14 protein-coding genes are annotated in these 15260 nt (G+C 59.7%); 4 read left to right on the forward strand and 10 right to left on the reverse strand.

What is annotated here, in order from left to right:
* Positions 1-6: 6 nt before the first annotated feature.
* The 9 genes from ABH15_RS03620 to ABH15_RS03660 all read right to left on the reverse strand — a co-directional run bounded on the left by ABH15_RS03620 (position 7) and on the right by ABH15_RS03660 (position 9649).
* Entirely contained in the window at positions 7-717 is a 711-nt protein-coding gene (locus tag ABH15_RS03620) for a SagB/ThcOx family dehydrogenase (RefSeq protein ID WP_128692989.1), read from the reverse strand.
* A 5-nt stretch (positions 718-722) separates the two neighbouring features.
* Complete coding sequence (gnd, locus tag ABH15_RS03625; RefSeq protein ID WP_206633414.1) at positions 723-1718, reverse strand: phosphogluconate dehydrogenase (NAD(+)-dependent, decarboxylating); 996 nt, start codon at positions 1716-1718, stop codon at positions 723-725.
* Positions 1719-1723: 5 nt separating this feature from the next.
* Positions 1724-3202 (reverse strand): MFS transporter, encoded by a 1479-nt coding sequence (locus ABH15_RS03630; RefSeq protein ID WP_128692990.1) that lies wholly within the window; start codon positions 3200-3202, stop codon positions 1724-1726.
* 299 nt (positions 3203-3501) lie between these two features.
* Positions 3502-4314, reverse strand: coding sequence for a glucose 1-dehydrogenase (locus ABH15_RS03635; protein ID WP_128692991.1), 813 nt, complete (start codon positions 4312-4314; stop codon positions 3502-3504).
* 118 nt (positions 4315-4432) lie between these two features.
* A complete protein-coding gene (locus ABH15_RS03640; RefSeq protein ID WP_128692992.1) occupies positions 4433-4909 on the reverse strand; it encodes a ferritin in 477 nt (158 codons plus the stop codon).
* 65 nt (positions 4910-4974) lie between these two features.
* Positions 4975-5853: a thiamine pyrophosphate-dependent enzyme gene (locus tag ABH15_RS03645; protein WP_128692993.1), complete on the reverse strand. Its 879-nt coding sequence runs from the start codon at positions 5851-5853 to the stop codon at positions 4975-4977.
* On the reverse strand, positions 5850-7508 hold the full coding sequence (locus ABH15_RS03650) for a 2-oxoacid:acceptor oxidoreductase subunit alpha (protein ID WP_128692994.1): 1659 nt from the start codon (positions 7506-7508) through the stop codon (positions 5850-5852). The genes ABH15_RS03645 and ABH15_RS03650 overlap by 4 nt, the downstream gene beginning before the upstream one ends.
* A 78-nt stretch (positions 7509-7586) precedes the next feature.
* Positions 7587-8330 (reverse strand): hypothetical protein, encoded by a 744-nt coding sequence (locus tag ABH15_RS03655; RefSeq protein ID WP_128692995.1) that lies wholly within the window; start codon positions 8328-8330, stop codon positions 7587-7589.
* Positions 8331-8482: 152 nt separating this feature from the next.
* Positions 8483-9649 carry an NAD-dependent epimerase/dehydratase family protein gene (locus ABH15_RS03660; protein WP_241647992.1) on the reverse strand — a complete coding sequence of 389 codons (1167 nt, stop codon included), beginning with the start codon at positions 9647-9649 and terminating at the stop codon, positions 8483-8485.
* Between the two features lie 288 nt (positions 9650-9937).
* Between ABH15_RS03660 and ABH15_RS03665 the strand changes: the two genes are divergently transcribed.
* Positions 9938-10408 (forward strand): hypothetical protein, encoded by a 471-nt coding sequence (locus ABH15_RS03665; RefSeq protein WP_128692996.1) that lies wholly within the window; start codon positions 9938-9940, stop codon positions 10406-10408.
* A gap of 79 nt (positions 10409-10487) precedes the next feature.
* Here ABH15_RS03665 and ABH15_RS03670 read toward each other — a convergent pair whose 3' ends face one another.
* On the reverse strand, positions 10488-11171 hold the full coding sequence (locus ABH15_RS03670) for a 2,5-diamino-6-(ribosylamino)-4(3H)-pyrimidinone 5'-phosphate reductase (RefSeq protein ID WP_128692997.1): 684 nt from the start codon (positions 11169-11171) through the stop codon (positions 10488-10490).
* A 223-nt stretch (positions 11172-11394) separates the two neighbouring features.
* Between ABH15_RS03670 and ABH15_RS03675 the strand changes: the two genes are divergently transcribed.
* From ABH15_RS03675 to ABH15_RS03685, 3 genes are all read left to right on the forward strand, one after another.
* A complete protein-coding gene (locus tag ABH15_RS03675) occupies positions 11395-13194 on the forward strand; it encodes a PAS domain-containing sensor histidine kinase (RefSeq protein ID WP_128692998.1) in 1800 nt (599 codons plus the stop codon).
* 1 nt (position 13195) lies between these two features.
* The gene (locus tag ABH15_RS03680) at positions 13196-13621 is read left to right on the forward strand and encodes a response regulator (protein ID WP_164913622.1); all 426 of its coding nucleotides are present in this window, start codon (positions 13196-13198) and stop codon (positions 13619-13621) included.
* A 220-nt stretch (positions 13622-13841) separates the two neighbouring features.
* Positions 13842-15167: a glycosyltransferase gene (locus ABH15_RS03685; protein ID WP_128692999.1), complete on the forward strand. Its 1326-nt coding sequence runs from the start codon at positions 13842-13844 to the stop codon at positions 15165-15167.
* The last annotated feature ends 93 nt before the right edge of the window (positions 15168-15260 follow it).

Consider the following 15260-nt stretch of genomic DNA (forward strand, 5'->3'; position numbering starts at 1 on the left):
CCGTTATCACGTCCTCCCGACCGGCATAACGGCGAGCGGCGTTTCGTTCTCCGCCATCCCCAGGATCCGTCGGAGAGCCGCATCCTCGAATGCCCCGATAATGACCGTCCCGAGACCGAGCGACTCTGCCTGTAGGTAGATATTCTCCGCAGCGTGTCCGGCCTCGATATGGACGTAGCGGATTCCCCGCTCCCCGTACTTTCCGGTCGTCCGTTCATAGACTCCCGCGATGACGATATTCGCCGCTGCGTCGCGCACAGACTCCTGACCTATGGCGGCCTCTGCAAGCTCGCTCCGGAGATCTCCCGGCCGGATCGGGGCGAGGCGGTGTTCGGCCGGGATGTAGCGGTAGATGCCGGCCGGGAGATCCCCGACGCTGCCGGCCACGACGTACACCTCGAGCGGGTAGAGCGCCCCGGCGGACGGCGCAGTCCGGTGTCCTTCCGGACTGGTGATGCCCTGTGCCGCCCAGAGAAGCTGTGAGACCTCCTGAAGCGTGATCGGCTCTTTGGTGTACTCCCTGACGGAACGGCGACCTGCTATCGCCTCTTCTACCGAGGCGGCGCTCTCCGTCCGGGGAGCGGGAAGGTCTATCGTTTCATTCCCGGTCACGGACTGGCTGGTATTTCCGTCGCTCTCAAGGCCGCTCTCCATGCAGCCCGCCGCCGCCACGGCGGCCAGGACTGCAACAGCGAGCAGCCAGGAATCTCTCGTCATGACCATCAGATCCTTGCGATCCGGCTTATCTTTCGCTCTTCCGCGATATGCTCATCCTTGCCGAAGGGATGGCCGCCGAACCCATGTCGCATCAGCGCGATCGACCGGTAGGTATCGCTGTCCTTCTCCCGGGACTTGAAGAGTTCCATGATCGCGATCGCCGTGACGGGGATCGGCACTTCCCACTGGATGGCGCTCTCGAGAAGCCAGTTCACCTCGCCGGTGTCTTCGACATAACTCTCGATAGACTCGAGATTCCTCTCCTTAAGTCCCTGTTCCATCAGCTCGATGAGCCAGCTCCGGATCACCGACCCGTGCGCCCAGTTGTGGAAGATCGCCCGGAGATCGAGGTCGAACTGCCCACAGCCCCGCATCAGTGAGACACCTTCGCCGATCGCCTGCAGCATCCCGAACTCGATCCCGTTGTGGACGAGCTTGACGAAGTGGCCGCTCCCTGCCTTTCCGGTATGCACCAGCCCCTCGTCGACCGCGAGCCGTCTGAGAACGGGTTCTGCGATCCGAAACCCCTCGGCGGATCCGCCGACCATGAAGCATGCTCCGTGCCGGGCGCCCGTGAACCCGCCGCTCGTGCCGCAGTCGAGGAAGTGGATGCCCTTTTCTGCACACTCCTTCTCCCGTGCCATTGAGTCGAGATAGAAGGAGTTGCCGCCGTCCATCACGACGTCGCCCCGGTCGAGGTGCGGCACCATCTCCGCGAGAACCTCGTCCACCGGCGGGCCTGCCGGAACGGAGAGGTAGATCACCCGTGGAGGTCTGAGGTGTGCGGCGAATTCCGGGTAACTCCCGGCGAAACGGACGCCCTGCTCTTCGAGTTCCGGTTTTTTGTGGTGGGCGGTTCCGACAACGTCGATCCCTTTTTCTGCCGCCTGCACTGCGAGATTCCCGCCCATTTTGCCGAGCCCGACGATACCAAGCTGCATCTGCCCTTCTGCCATCCCGATCACCGACGGGCCGATACCGGTCGGCGGGATGATAAACATAGCGGCTACCGCTCTTTCTTCCTCTGGTTCCGGATCGTCGAGAACGGGAACTTGACGAGGTCGCGAAGACCCCCTGCGGGGGAGAAGTTCCGCATATCCCGCCGCACCTCGGATATGAGTTCGTCGACGATGACATGCTCTTTCGCCTCTCCCTCTTCGCCCACGAGTGCCAGGCGGTGCAGGGAGTAGAGCCCGAGCAGGAAAGCGAAGAAGAAGAAGAAATCCCACTGCTGCAGGTCGAGGGTGACGAAGGCGAGCTCCCGCGCCGGGTCTTTCCAGATGAGCGTCCAGATGAGCTCCCGCTCGGCGAAGAAGTCGACGAAGAGTCCGCCGATGATGGGTGCAATCCCTGCGGCGACCGAGTTTGTGAAGGTGCTCGCGGCGAGGTAACTCGTTGCCTGACCCTGCGGTGCCATCTTGAGACTGATATTCCCCGATGCCAACGAGACGCCGGCGAGGGATATGCCCATGACGATATGGATGGCGATGATGAGGGGTATCGTCAGGACGTAGACGTCCGGGAGGGTGGTGAACGTCCAGGTGAGGATGGTGATCATGAAGAGCGGCCCGCTCACCGCGAGGACGGACTTGTTGCTGAACCGGTCGGCGATCCGGCCCCACGATCTGAAGAAGACGATGTTCATGATCTGGCTGACGATGCCGAGGATGATGACGGTCGAGAGATCGAGCCCGATCCGCTGGAGCATGTAGACCGTGAAGAACGGGGCGGCGAGGTTCACGGCGAAGTTCCAGGATCCAAGGAAGACGATCAGGTTCCGAAAGTTGAGGTCGCGAAACGGCTTTGCGATGATCGAGGCCAGGCCGACCCCATCCCCTGCAACGACCATCCGGGGCTCCGGGGTGGCGGCGAGGAAGTAGATGCCGATAATGCCTGCGACGAGACCAAGCGCGAAGAGAACCGAGTAGCCGACCGTGATCCCCTCCGGGAAGAGGCCGCCCCAGTAGTCGATAAAGAAACCCGCGATGAGGCTGACGACGAGCGCGAGGCCGGTAGAGAGCGTCATCCTTCGGGAGAAGAACGTCCCGAGCATATTCTGCGGGATGAGGTCGCGCATCCAGGAGTTCCACCCGCAGTGCGAGATCGCCGAGAACGAGGAATAGAGGATGATGCAGGCGATAAGAGCGATGATTCCCTGCTCCGGCGAGAGGAGAAACGGTATCAGGATGATCGGCACCCAGAAGAGCCGGCCGATACCGGATGCGAGGACGACGACGAGCCGGCGGTTCCGGACTCTGTCGACGATGTAGATGGACGGGATCTGCAGGAGTTCCGCGAGCGGTGGGATCGCGGCGAGAAGCCCGATGAGCGTGTTCGACGCCCCGAGCTCGAGAGCGAAGGCTACGAGGAAGATGCCGCCGGTCAGCGTCACCATGGCCTGCGTGGCGAGGCCGTCCCGGGTGACCCATTTCAGGCCGTGCTGAATATCGTCGTCCGTGAGGGTCTCTTTCGTCTCGAGTACCATGCTTCCACCTGTCTGTCGGGGTCTCTGCCCCTGATGCCCGACCCTTTTGCGGACGCCCGCACCCCTATCCGGAGAACCATCTGCGTCGATCCGGGTCGGATGCTCCGGGTTAAGGCTCTCTCCCGGGATCGGGGTGAGCGGAGCGAGTACCCTTGTATAAAAAGCACATTATATTAATCTGACCCGGCGCAGATCAGGCCGCTCTGATGAGTTTCTGCAAATAGAGTTACACTCTCACCGAATCTGATCCGGCGGCAGCACAGAAGGGCAGAGAGGCTGAGGCTGTCTCCCTCCCCGGTTCACCCCTGTGACGACCACGCCGTCCGGAAGTCGGGGTAGAGCGTCAGGCCGCCGCAGGCATAGATCGTCTGCCCGGTGATATACGCTGAGTCGTCCGATGCAAGGAAGGCAAATACGGCAGCAATCTCCTCCGGAGTGCCCGCACGGCCGATCGGGATGTGGCTCTTGACGAGCGCCTTCTTCTCCGGGTCGTCGAGCCATGCCCTGTTTATCGGCGTCTCGATCGCGCCTGGCCCGACGGCGTTGACACGGATACCCCTCGCCGCGTACTCGAGTGCGAGCGTCCGGGTGAGGTTTCCCACCCCGGCTTTGCTGACGGCGTACGGGGTATACCCTGGTTTTGGGATGATCTGGTGGACGGAAGAGTTGTTGATGATGATCCCCCCGCCGTCTCGTGAGAGGAAGTGCCTGATCGCTTCCCGTGCACAGAGGAATGCGCCGCGAAGGTTTACGCCGAGGACTTTATCGTAGTCGGCGGCCGTCACCTCTTCGGTCGGGCTCGTCTTCTGGATGCCTGCATTGTTCACCAGGATATCGAGCCTCCCCCACGCATCGATGACCTCGCCGAAGATCCTGGCGACCGCCGTTTCGTCCGCGACGTTGGCTTTGACCACCATCTCCCGGCACCCGTGCTCCCGGATCACCCTGCAGGCCTTGTTGACCTCGTCTTCGGTGATCTCTGCCTCTTCCCTGCTTGAATGGTAGTTGATGGCGACGTTCGCCCCTTCCTCTGCGAAACGGATGGCGATTGCCCTGCCGATACCGGTCGACCCGCCCGTTACCAGCGCATACTTCCCTTCGAGTCTCCTCATGATTGTTGCCCCCGGGCTTTGTGGCCTTCACCTGACTTATGTATATCCCCAGGGAGTCCGCCTGTCCGATACGGGTCGCAAATGGGAAAAAGAGATCCGGTCTATCCGGAACTGCCGTTCACCGATTCCCGAGCTCCCGGTCGAGCGTCTGCAGATCGCCTCCGGCAGCACGGGTCTTTTCAAGGACGCTCTCCGCCGACTCCTCCTCTTCGACCTGCTCTTTGACGAACCACCGGAGCATCTCCTGCGCATCCCGGTCGTTCTCCTCCTCCGCGATCCGCATCAGGTTGTTGATGAGCCCGGTCACCCGCTGCTCGTGGTTGTAGGTCTCTGCAAAGACCTCCTCCGGCGACGCCCAGTCGGACGGGGGTGCGTCGATCGGGAGCAGCCGGATGCGGTAGTCTCGCGAGGCGAGGTGATCGAAGATCTTCATCGCGTGCGTCTTCTCCTCCTCCGCCTGCTTTCGCATCCAGTGGGCAAACCCACGCAGGCGGTTCGCCTCGAGGTAGGCCGCCATCGAGAGGTAGAGGTATGCGGAGTAGAGTTCCCATTTGACCTGTTCGTTCAGTGCGTCGCCGAGTCGTGTGCTTATCATACAGAATTCCTCACTCCTTCCCGTTGCCCGAACCGTATTTATGCGTTGCGACCTCCCGTGAGCGGTCAGCGATACTCCTCGAGCACCGCACGAACCGCCTCGTCCCGCGACCGGGTGCGCTTCTCAAGGTGCCGGAACTTCTCTCCGAAGACGGGCATCTTCCGGTCGTAGAACGTCCCGAGCGGGATGCGGGCCAGCGAGGTATAGTCCCATTCGCGGGCTTTCGCGAGCGCCTGATCGAAGTCCGTCGTGTCGATTCCCTCGAGGTCGTAGACCTGATCGTTGTAGCAGTCCGTCAGGTTGAAGTAAGTCGCACAGATCTGCAGCACCTCTACGAACGAAAAACCCTCGTGCAGGATGGCGTCCTTGAACGTCTGCTTTAAGGGTTTGAGCTTTTTTGTGTATCCCCGGGAGACGAACGTCGCGCCGCTCACGAGCATCAGTTCGAGAGGGTTAATCGGCCGTTCGGTGATCCCGTCCGGCGTCGAACGGCCCTTGAAGCCGTACGGCGACGTCGGCGTGTACTGACCGGTGGTCAGACCGTATACCCGGTTGTCGTGGACGATCACGGTAATATCCGCGTTCCGTTTCGCCGCAAAGACGAGGTGATCGAGCCCCTCCGCATAGGTATCGCCGTCGCCGACGAAGCAGATCACGTGGAGATCCGGGTTTGCGAGCTTGATCCCGGTTGCAAGCGGGATCGCACGCCCGTGGATGGCGTAGAAACTGTTGACGTTTAAGTAGTCGGTCAGTTTGCCGTGGCATCCGATTCCCCCGACGATGACGAATTTTTCAAGGGGAATCCCCTTCGACTCCGCAAGTTCCGCAAGAGCGGACTTCATCATATGCTCGATCGAGAAGTTCCCGCACCCCGGGCACCAGGTATTCTCCGCCGGGCTGATGAGGTTGCCCGCGGGTTTCCCTGCCGTCTTTTCGTTGCTCATCCGATCACCTCCGCTAGTCTCCTCTCCAGTTCGTCGACCGAGAACGGCCTCCCGTCGTACTTCAGCACGAGTTCGTCGACCCAAAATCCGTTCTGCCGGAGCAGCCGTGCGAGCTGACCCGTGGCGTTGTTCTCGACCGCGATCACCCGGTGCACCCCGAGCATCGCCTCGCGCCATTGCCTGACCGGGAAGGGTGCGAAGATGAGCGGCCGGACGACCTTTACCCCGAACCGTGCCGCCGCCTCGATGCAGGCCGCCTTCTCCGAGCCCCAGCAGACGAGTGCGATTCCCGCGCCCGCGACCCCCGCTACCTCGACACCTCTGAACGTCTCGAGCTCGCGGTGGAGGCTTTCGGCCTTTCTGAGCACCTTCTCTTGCATGCCGGCGACGAGCTCCGCCTTCTCCGTGGTGAACCCCGCCTCGTCGTGCGCATAGCTGTTCGCCTTGACCGGCGCCGTGCTCTCCGGCGGGAACGCGAGCGGTGAGATGCCGTCTTCTGTAGCCGCATACCTCCGGTAAGGTTTCACTCCGTCCGCGAACACCGGGGGAAGCTCCGGTATCGCCCCGCTCGCATCGATATCGAAGGTGTACCCGCCCTCAGCGAGGGTCTTATCGGTCAGGATGATCGAGGGTATCTGGTACTTCCAGGCAAGCCCGAGGGCGACGGCCGACCAGTAGTACATCTCTTCGAGGTCTCCCGGAACGACGACGAAGCGGGGGAACTCTCCCTGGCCGGCATTCAGGACGAAGTGGAGATCCGCCTGAGAGGTATACGTTGGAACGCCGGTGCTCGGGCCCGGACGCTGCCCGAGGACGATCGTCACCGGCGTCTCGGACATCCCCGCAAGGCTCAGCCCTTCGGTCATGAGACAGAACCCGCCTCCCGAGGTGCAGACCGCCGTCTTGTTGCCGGCGTACGCAAGTCCTAGCGCCATCAGCATCACCCCGATCTCGTTCTCGGGGTGGATGACCTTCACCGAGAGGTCGTCTGCATGCTCGGCGAGAAAATGGAGGAGGTTTGAGGTGGGCGTCATCGGATAGGCGACGAGGGTGTCGAGGCCTCCCCTGACGAGACCGAGGCCTGCCGCCTGGTTGCCGGTGAGCACCGGGAGGGTCGGGCGGCCAAGCGGCTCGATCCGGATCACCTCCGGAGCGGCGTCGTATCCGCGGCGGGCGACCCGCAGATTGACGTCCAGGTACTTCTCCGGGACGGTCGTTTTAAAGACGTCCGTCAGGATCTCCCAGGCAATCCCGGCAGCCTTGCAGAACCCCCCGATGATTGCGGAGTTTTTGGTGATCTGCGGGGCGTTCTCTTCTTTGAGAATCCGATCGACGTCGATAGGGTGTCCGGTTGCGTTCACCACCTGGTAGGAGTCGTAGACGACGATCGTATCGTCGCGGATCGCTTCCGTGTGGCGGTCGATGCAGTTCTGATCGAGCGCCAGCAGGATATCGAAGGTATCCCTGGTGGCACCGATCTTCTCTTCCGCCGCCCGGATCACCGCGAAGTTATGCCCGCCCCGTATCAGGGAGGGGTAATCGAAGTACATGTACACCCGGTACCCGAGATGATTGAAGAGGCTCGCTATCGTCAGCCCGGCCGTGTTGATACCCTCCCCGGCTTTTCCGCCGATCATGACGCTACATTCACGCATGCTGATCGCGGGGCGTGTGCGGGCATCAATAATATAGTTACCCGATTGCCCTGCGGGTGAAAAAAGGGGAGAATCTTTTTAGCGCACGATGGGTGATGCGGTCTCGTCGAAGGGATTCGATCGCATCGCAAGCGAGAAGAGGTACGGGTAGTTCTTCTGCATGTGGTGCATGTAGGCGAGCCACTGGCGCACGAGCAGCGTGTAGACCCGCTGGACGTCTCCGGTGAGGTGGCGGATATCGCTCTCCGGCAGGTCGGTAAGGTCGCCTCTTCGCTCGAGCTCCTCGGTGAGGTGGAAGGCGGCACGCAGGAGTTCAGTGAAGGACTCGTGTTCGAGGAGGACGGGATTTTCAAGGAGCCTCAAGAGAAAACCCCGCCGCTCCATGAGGTAGGTGCGGATCGCCTCAAGATCGAGGTCGCCGACGGTAATCTCGTAGGGATACCCGAGAAGCCGGTCGTGGACGCGGGCGAACGTATCATCGCTCCAGTCTCCCCTGACGATGAGGTCGCTCCTGATCTTCTCGAGATTCGGGTCGCGGTCGGAGAGGTACGCGAGAAGTCCAGTCCCTACCTCGGAGAAAAACGTCCCGATGACCATATTCAGCTTCTCGAGCCGGTCGCGTTTTGCCCGGACACTTAAGAGCTGGTTCAATATCAGCGTCACCAGAAGGATGTTGATCGGCAGAAATCCCATTGCGTTAAAGATGTACTGGTAGGTATTCATCGCATCTCCGAAGAGGAGATACTTGGTCATGTAGATCAGAACGGAGATCGCGACGAGAGCGATCCCGAGGCGGGTCTCCCACTTTTGCAGTATATTCATATGCACCGTTACCTTCGGATCAGCGTGGGAGGAGGCGAGAGAAAAGGGTAGCGTTTCCTGCCGCCGTTTCGTAAAGTCGGTCGGGGTATCTCCCCGCCTGGTGCGGGAAAAAGAGTGGGGCGGTGATTCTGCCGTGGGGTCTCTCTAAGGGGCTATGTGACCATTCTTCCCGCAGCGATCTCCTGCTGCTGGAGTTCCCGCTCATGCTCTTCTGCCATCTGCTCGGCAACCCATGCCGCCAGATCGGCAAGCCCTTCCACGAGCGGAATCTGCGGTTCGTATCCGAGAACTTCCCGTGCCCGTCCGATATCCGCAAAGCAGTGCCTGACCTCACCGATCCGGTGTGTACCGGTCTCTTCAGGCTGGAGATCGGGTCTTCCCATGAGGAGAGCCATGGTGGTCGCGACGCTCCGGAACGTATACGGGCGGCCGTTTCCTATGTTGAAGGTCATGCCTGCGGCTTTCGGCACCTCGAGCGCCAGACGGAATGCACGTGCAACATCGTAGACGCTCACGAAGTCGCGCTGCTGCTGCCCGTCTTCAAAGAGCAGCGGCGACTCGTCCAGCAGGAGCCGGGCGGCGTAGTCGGTCAGGGCGCCCGTATACGGGTTTGCATATCCCTGCCGGGGGCCGTAGACGTTGAAGAGGCGGAGCGCCACCGTCGGGATGCCGTACGTGCCCCCGATCATCATGCACATCTTCTCCTGGTTGTACTTCGAGAGGGCGTATATGGACTTCGGGGAGGGTTCTTTCCCCTCCGGGGTCGGAAGCGGGTAGAGCACCTCCCCGTCCGGGCTTCGGGGTTCGAAATCGCCCTTCGCCAGCCGGTCGGGCCTTCTCTCGATGGTCGTGTACACCGATCCGTTGAACGATCCGTACAGCCCCTCCCCGTAGATGCTGCTGCTCGAGGCGACGATGAGCCGCCCGACCGGGTTTTTGATGAGTTCTTCGAGCAGCACCGCTGTGCCGAGGTTGTTTGTACTCATGTACTGCTCGATGGTGTACATGCTCTGCCGTGTACTGACGGATGCGGCGAGATGAATGACGGCATCGACCCCTTCGAGCGCCTCCTGCACCGTATGGGCGTCCCGGATATCCCCGACCATCAGGTCAGCCCTCGGGTCGAGATGCTTTGGAAGCTTGCGGTCTACTCCATGCACCCTCGGTGAGAGGTTATCCAGAATCCGGACGTGGTATCCGTGTCTGAAAAGCTCGTCGGTAAGATGTGAACCGATAAATCCAGCCCCCCCGGTGATAAGAATGGTAGTATTCGTGTCATCACTCATGGTGATCAGGCACTCATCATACTCTCTTTGCATTAAATATTATCGTCAAAATTGAATAAATTGGTGTGAATATTCTATTCCTGTTCGGATATCCTGAAGCGGTTTCTTTGATCGATCGGATGTTCGTCCCGCGGCTGTACGGGCAGCAGGATGCGGGCACTGCCGCTACCCGGGGAGCCGTTGCACGAGGCGGCAGTACTGCCGTGAACCGCTCCTGTCACTGCCCGCCGGAACTATCGCACACCGGCAGAGCCCACGTATCCGCAGAGCCGTGTTCCGGGATGCGAAACTCTCAAATAGCTCGCTGACAAGGAATGGTTTATGACAATCAAGTACCTGCTTTCCGTTATGGCGGTGCTGGTCGCTCTGTCGCTGACCGCTGCGTGCACCGGAACGCCCGATAATGGCACGGCACCGGCGACACCGACGCCGACACAGACCACTCAAGGAACCGCTACGACCGTTCAGACGGTTGTGCCCCTGACCCCTCAGCCGACCGAGATGCCGCCGTCGAACCTCGGTGAGGTAGATATCCAGGCTCAGAAAGATCCGGTTTCGAACGAGATCTCGGTCATTTTCCGCGGCGGTAAGGGACAGTCCTGGACGCGGGATCTCAATGTTACCGTCGTCCGTTCGGACGGCACCATCGTCAACAACTACGATATGGAGCCGCGGATCGGCAGCGAGGTGGATATCCCGGGGACACGCGGGGACGATCGCGTGATCGTGATCGCCACGATGAGTACCGGGAACAGCTACCGCGTTTACGATACTATCCTCCGGGGACGCTGAACCCCGGACATGGCAGGGAAACCACCGGGGGCATTCCCTGCCTTCTCTCTCCTGATATGCCGGCCACTCTTTTCACGGATCAGGGCTCGCTCCTGACATCCCACCTGACGAGGAGGCCGTCGTCCATCGGTTCGGCGTCCCGCAGACGCAACCTGATAAAATCCGCCTCGTTCAGAAATCCCTGTCCGTCCGCCGGGGTGGGGGCATCTTTTCCACCGATGATCAGACTTCCGACATACGTATAGACCTCGTCGACGAGACCCTGGCTGATGAGTGACCAGATCAGGGTGCCGCCCCCTTCCACCATCAGGCGGCGGACGCCGTACCGGTAGAGTATATTGAGGAGTTCCGCAAGATCGACCGCCGTCTCCCCCACGACCACGACCGTCCCGAGCTTCCCGAGTTCTTCGACCCGCTCCCGGGGAGCACTCCCGGCGACGGCGATGATCCGCCGTCCGGTTCCTTTCCGGAGGATATCGGCGTCGGGCGGGGTTCTGGCCTGGCTGTCGACGACCACCCTGATCGGGTCTTCATCTTTCCCCTCCTGGCGGCGCATCGCCCGAAGATCCGGATTCTTCACCGTCAGCGAGGGATTGTCAGCAAGAACCGTCCCGATGCCGACCATGATTGCATCGCTCTCGGCCTTGATGCGATCGACCCGCACGAAGTCATTTTTCCCGGAGATCTTCACCTGTCTCCGCTCTTTCGTGGATATCTTTCCATCGGCACTCATCGCGACGTTGACAAAGACATGTGGACGCATATGCTTTCAGTATTACATCCGCCGCACCATATTAGCCTCGCTCTTCGCGCCTCGCCGGCGCTGTTCCTCTCCCGGTGGCGGCAGAATATACGGGTTGCTGGAGGGGGTCTTTCCCCAATATCTTCATTAATCTTTTCTTTTTCACTGATTGATGCGATCTGTGCGATTTAAAAGTACGAATGGTATAAATATCACTACTTGAATACTCTACCTCACTGGTACAATGCCCAAAACTCAGTATTGCCGTTCCGTATGGCTCGAGAACCTCTATACCGAAGGGGATCTCGTCAGGATGGTGGCAATACTGGCATTTGTGGCGGTATCGCTCATGATAACGGCCTATGCTCTTGGTACCCAGACAGCCCCGTTCTATCCGCTCATCTACTGCATCCCGATCATACTGATCTCGCTCTGGTTTCCAAGGCAGGGGATCAAGGTGACGGCGCTCCTCGTTGCCGGTTTCCTGCTCATCAATCTCTATTTCTCAATGGGCGGAACGCCGGTCGATCCTGTTTCATCCGTGCTGTACGCCTCTATATTCTTCTGGATGCTCGGTGCAACGTCTCTTTTTACCCGAAACGTAAACCTCGCTGTTTCGCGATACCGGAAACTGATTGAAGATGCCGACGATGCACGGTTCCTCTGTGATGCCGGCACGCTCCGGATTCTTGCCGTCAATCAGAGATGCGCCGAGATCTTCGGCTATGAGCCGTACGAGCTTATCGGTGTCCCTCCCGAGACGCTCTGGGGGGATGAAGCGGAGCGTAGCTCGTTTGCAGAGGCGATGGGGCGGGAAGGGTATGTCGCGAATCTTGAGCAGACGTTCATCTCAAAGGGCGGGGAAGCGAACGAAGTGCTCCTCTCGGGAAGAACCCTTCTCCCCGACAACATCCTTGAGTGCTCGCTCGTCAATATCGGGCACCTGCGCAACGAGCGTGATCTGCTGCTCAGGTCGAACGGCCGTCTCCAGCGGCTCATCTACCAGTCCCACGATCTCATCTTCATGCAGGACTTACACGGCAGGTTCGTCCATTTCTACTGGCTTTTGGCGGCAGAGAACGGTATCGATCCGTCGGCGATGATCGGGAAGACGGTGGATGCTCTCCTGCCTCCCGAGGCGGCCGAACACCATTGCTCACGGCTCTGTGAAGTGGTAGAGACCCGTGCGACGATCAGCTACGAGCTCACCTGCGGCATCAACGGCTCCGCCCGCGTTCTCTCGATGACGCTTGGGCCCATGTCGGGCTCCGATGGCGGGCTCGTCGGCGTGGTCGGAACGGCACGCGACATCACCGAGACGAAACAGCAGAAACTGGCGTGCATGCAGCTTGAGTGGGAGATCGACCAGTGGAAGGAGTTCATCACGACTGCTGCCCACGAATTGCGCACACCCCTTCAGCCGATCATCGGGTACCTGAGGCTGATGCTCGACGATCCTGAGTACTACGCTCTGAACGACGAGGCCTGCCGCCTGCTCGGGCTCTGTCTCGAGAGTTCGAGCCACGAGTGCGAAGTGGTCGATAAGATGCTCGAGCTGAGTCTCCTCGCTATGGAGCATGTCGAACTGCAGATCTCGGACGTCGCCGCCCGCCCGCTGATCGAGAGCGTCATCGCCGACGGGGGCTACGATCGGGACGCAGTGATTGAGAACGAGGTGCCGGAGGGGCTGCATATCCGGGGCGATCGCGACCGGCTGCACCAGGTTCTGGAGAGCCTGATCTCCAATGCAGTAAAGTATAATAAACCCCCGAGGAAAGTATGGATACGGTACACCGGATCAAATCAGAACCATTATATTATGGTAATCGATAATGGCATCGGTATCCCCGCCGATGTAATGGACTCAATCTTCAGGCCGTTTTACATCGGTGACGGTTCGCAGCTCAATCGGGAATGCGGACGTCTTGGCCTTGGGCTTTCCATCGCCAAAAAGTATATCAGAATGCATGGGGGAGACATATCCGTAACCAGTGATCTGGGGGCAGGAAGTACCTTTACCGTTCGAATATCCAAGGAGGTGTAATATGGGCGAAAAAATCATGGTGGTGGATGATGATCTGCCGACCCTCGAAGTAATGGAGCTATTGCTGCGCAAGATTGATCGCGAGCCGCTTTTAGTGCATAATGGGTGGGATGCACTCCGTATCCTGAAGAAAGAGCGACCCGCGCTGATCATTCTTGACGTGATGATGTCTCCCATCGACGGGTGGCAGTTCCTGGAAGAGCTGAAACGGAATGAGGAACTCAAAGAGATCCCGGTTCTGCTCTTCACCGCAAAGCACGTCTGGCCGGAGGAGTACTCGCGGTATGCAGACGACATCGTCGGTGTCCTCGAAAAACCGATCTCGCTTGCGGAATTAAAGACTGTTCTTGAGAGAATTCTTCCCAAAGAGAACTCTCCTTATTTGAAAAACCCTGTCGGAAACGCTTCGCATACAGGCGGCAGATAACGACAACGTGCAGATACGCATCAGGAATCTGTTTCATCTTCGTTCGTCCGGCAGCTGCAGGGTTACGCGATCGCGGATCTTTGGCCGGCATCACCTTTTTTCTGCCCCCTGCCGCCCCGGAAGGCATCGCGGAACGTATGAATCTCCGGGCAGTCCGTTTCCGGGAAACCGAAAGTAATTTTTGTCTCGAGTCCCGGTATACCGCTTTAGTGGATGTTCGATGAAGGTAACAGATCTGCCAGCCGCCCTCTCACTGCAGGAGTATCGGGGAATAATCGGAGAGGAGAAGATCGCGGTGCTCGAAGACCTTGCAGGTCGGCTTAACGGCGTTACGTTCCAGGAGATCAACTCCACCCGGTCGGGTGGCGGAGTGGCCGAGATCTTAAACTCCTATATTCCTTTCTTAAAAGCCCTCGGCCTTGAGACGACGTGGAGTGTTATGGAAGCGGAGGCTCCGTTTTTTGATGTGACAAAGACACTCCACAACTTCCTGCAGGGCAGGGACGGCTTTTCTCCGTTGATGATCGAGGTGTATTGGGAGACGCTGCGGAGGAACGAGGGCCTTATCGACGACGATGCCGACGTCGTCACCATCCACGACCCGCAGCCGCTCGGGCTGATCGAGTATGCGACCCGTAGCGACCTCGAGCGAAAGCGATTCATCTGGCGGTGCCACGTCCAGCTCGAGACGCTCTCCGTCGATACGGCCAGTGAGATTGGACGGTTCATGAGGAAACTCGTGGAGCAGTACCACGCCAGTGTCTTCTCAAGCCTCCAGTACCTTCCGCTCTGGCGGGTCCCGAGTTTCATCATCCCGCCGTTCATCGATCCGCTCTCCGATAAGAACCGCGATCTCACCGGGCAGGAGATCGACGGTGTTCTTGCAAAGTACGGTATCGAGACGGAAAAACCGCTCATCACCCAGGTCTCGCGGTACGATACCTTCAAAGATCCCGTCGGTGTCATCGAGGCCTTTCGCAGGGTCAGGGAGAAGGTTCCCTGCCAGCTCCTCCTCGTCGGCGGACGGGCATGCGACGATCCCGAGTGCTTCCTCGTCCTGCGGAACGTCAGAGATGCCGCGGAGGATCATCCCGATATCCATATTCTTGACCTTCCGCCGGACAGCCACCTGGAGATCAACGCCCTGCAGAGGGCTTCAGCGATCATCGTGCAGAAATCGATAAAAGAGGGGTTCGGCCTCACCGTCTCGGAGGGTTTCTGGAAAGGCAAGCCCGTCGTCGGCGGCAACGTCGGCGGAATCCCGCTCCAGGTGAGGGACGGGTGGAACGGATACCTTGTCTCGACCGTGCAGGAGACCGCAGATCGGCTCGTTCATCTCCTGAAAAATCCGGATCTTGCCGGGCGGATGGGGGCTCGCGGAAAGGAGTTCGTGCGGGAGAACTTCCTCCTCCCGCGGGGTGTCCACGACCATCTCACCGTCGCCGACCAGCTTGTCAACGGTAAGATAACCGCCCGGGAGAGTGTGATCTGTTACCATCCCCGCGTGCTGAGCCCCGAGCCCGTGAACAACTCAATGCACCTCTGATACCGTTCCCCGATGCACATACACACCAGAGCCGGGTGAGACGCATGCTCTCATGAGAATCGCTGTTGCATGTACGGGACGCGGGGGGCTCGA

The organism is Methanoculleus taiwanensis (assembly GCF_004102725.1).
Classification (GTDB): Archaea; Halobacteriota; Methanomicrobia; order Methanomicrobiales; family Methanoculleaceae; genus Methanoculleus_A; species Methanoculleus_A taiwanensis.

Bases quoted from the DNA above. Each gene is read 5' to 3' on its own strand.
- ABH15_RS03680 (WP_164913622.1), top strand. From the start codon at position 13,196: ATGGGCGAAAAAATCATGGTGGTGGATGATGATCTGCCGACCCTCGAA.
- ABH15_RS03665 (WP_128692996.1), top strand. From the start codon at position 9,938: ATGACAATCAAGTACCTGCTTTCCGTTATGGCGGTGCTGGTCGCTCTG.
- ABH15_RS03655 (WP_128692995.1), bottom strand. From the start codon at position 8,330: ATGAATATACTGCAAAAGTGGGAGACCCGCCTCGGGATCGCTCTCGTC.
- ABH15_RS03675 (WP_128692998.1), top strand. From the start codon at position 11,395: ATGCCCAAAACTCAGTATTGCCGTTCCGTATGGCTCGAGAACCTCTAT.
- ABH15_RS03660 (WP_241647992.1), bottom strand. From the start codon at position 9,649: ATGCAAAGAGAGTATGATGAGTGCCTGATCACCATGAGTGATGACACG.
- ABH15_RS03640 (WP_128692992.1), bottom strand. From the start codon at position 4,909: ATGATAAGCACACGACTCGGCGACGCACTGAACGAACAGGTCAAATGG.
- gnd (WP_206633414.1), bottom strand. From the start codon at position 1,718: ATGTTTATCATCCCGCCGACCGGTATCGGCCCGTCGGTGATCGGGATG.
- ABH15_RS03685 (WP_128692999.1), top strand. From the start codon at position 13,842: ATGAAGGTAACAGATCTGCCAGCCGCCCTCTCACTGCAGGAGTATCGG.
- ABH15_RS03650 (WP_128692994.1), bottom strand. From the start codon at position 7,508: ATGCGTGAATGTAGCGTCATGATCGGCGGAAAAGCCGGGGAGGGTATC.
- ABH15_RS03630 (WP_128692990.1), bottom strand. From the start codon at position 3,202: ATGGTACTCGAGACGAAAGAGACCCTCACGGACGACGATATTCAGCAC.
- ABH15_RS03620 (WP_128692989.1), bottom strand. From the start codon at position 717: ATGACGAGAGATTCCTGGCTGCTCGCTGTTGCAGTCCTGGCCGCCGTG.
- ABH15_RS03645 (WP_128692993.1), bottom strand. From the start codon at position 5,853: ATGAGCAACGAAAAGACGGCAGGGAAACCCGCGGGCAACCTCATCAGC.
- ABH15_RS03670 (WP_128692997.1), bottom strand. From the start codon at position 11,171: ATGCGTCCACATGTCTTTGTCAACGTCGCGATGAGTGCCGATGGAAAG.
- ABH15_RS03635 (WP_128692991.1), bottom strand. From the start codon at position 4,314: ATGAGGAGACTCGAAGGGAAGTATGCGCTGGTAACGGGCGGGTCGACC.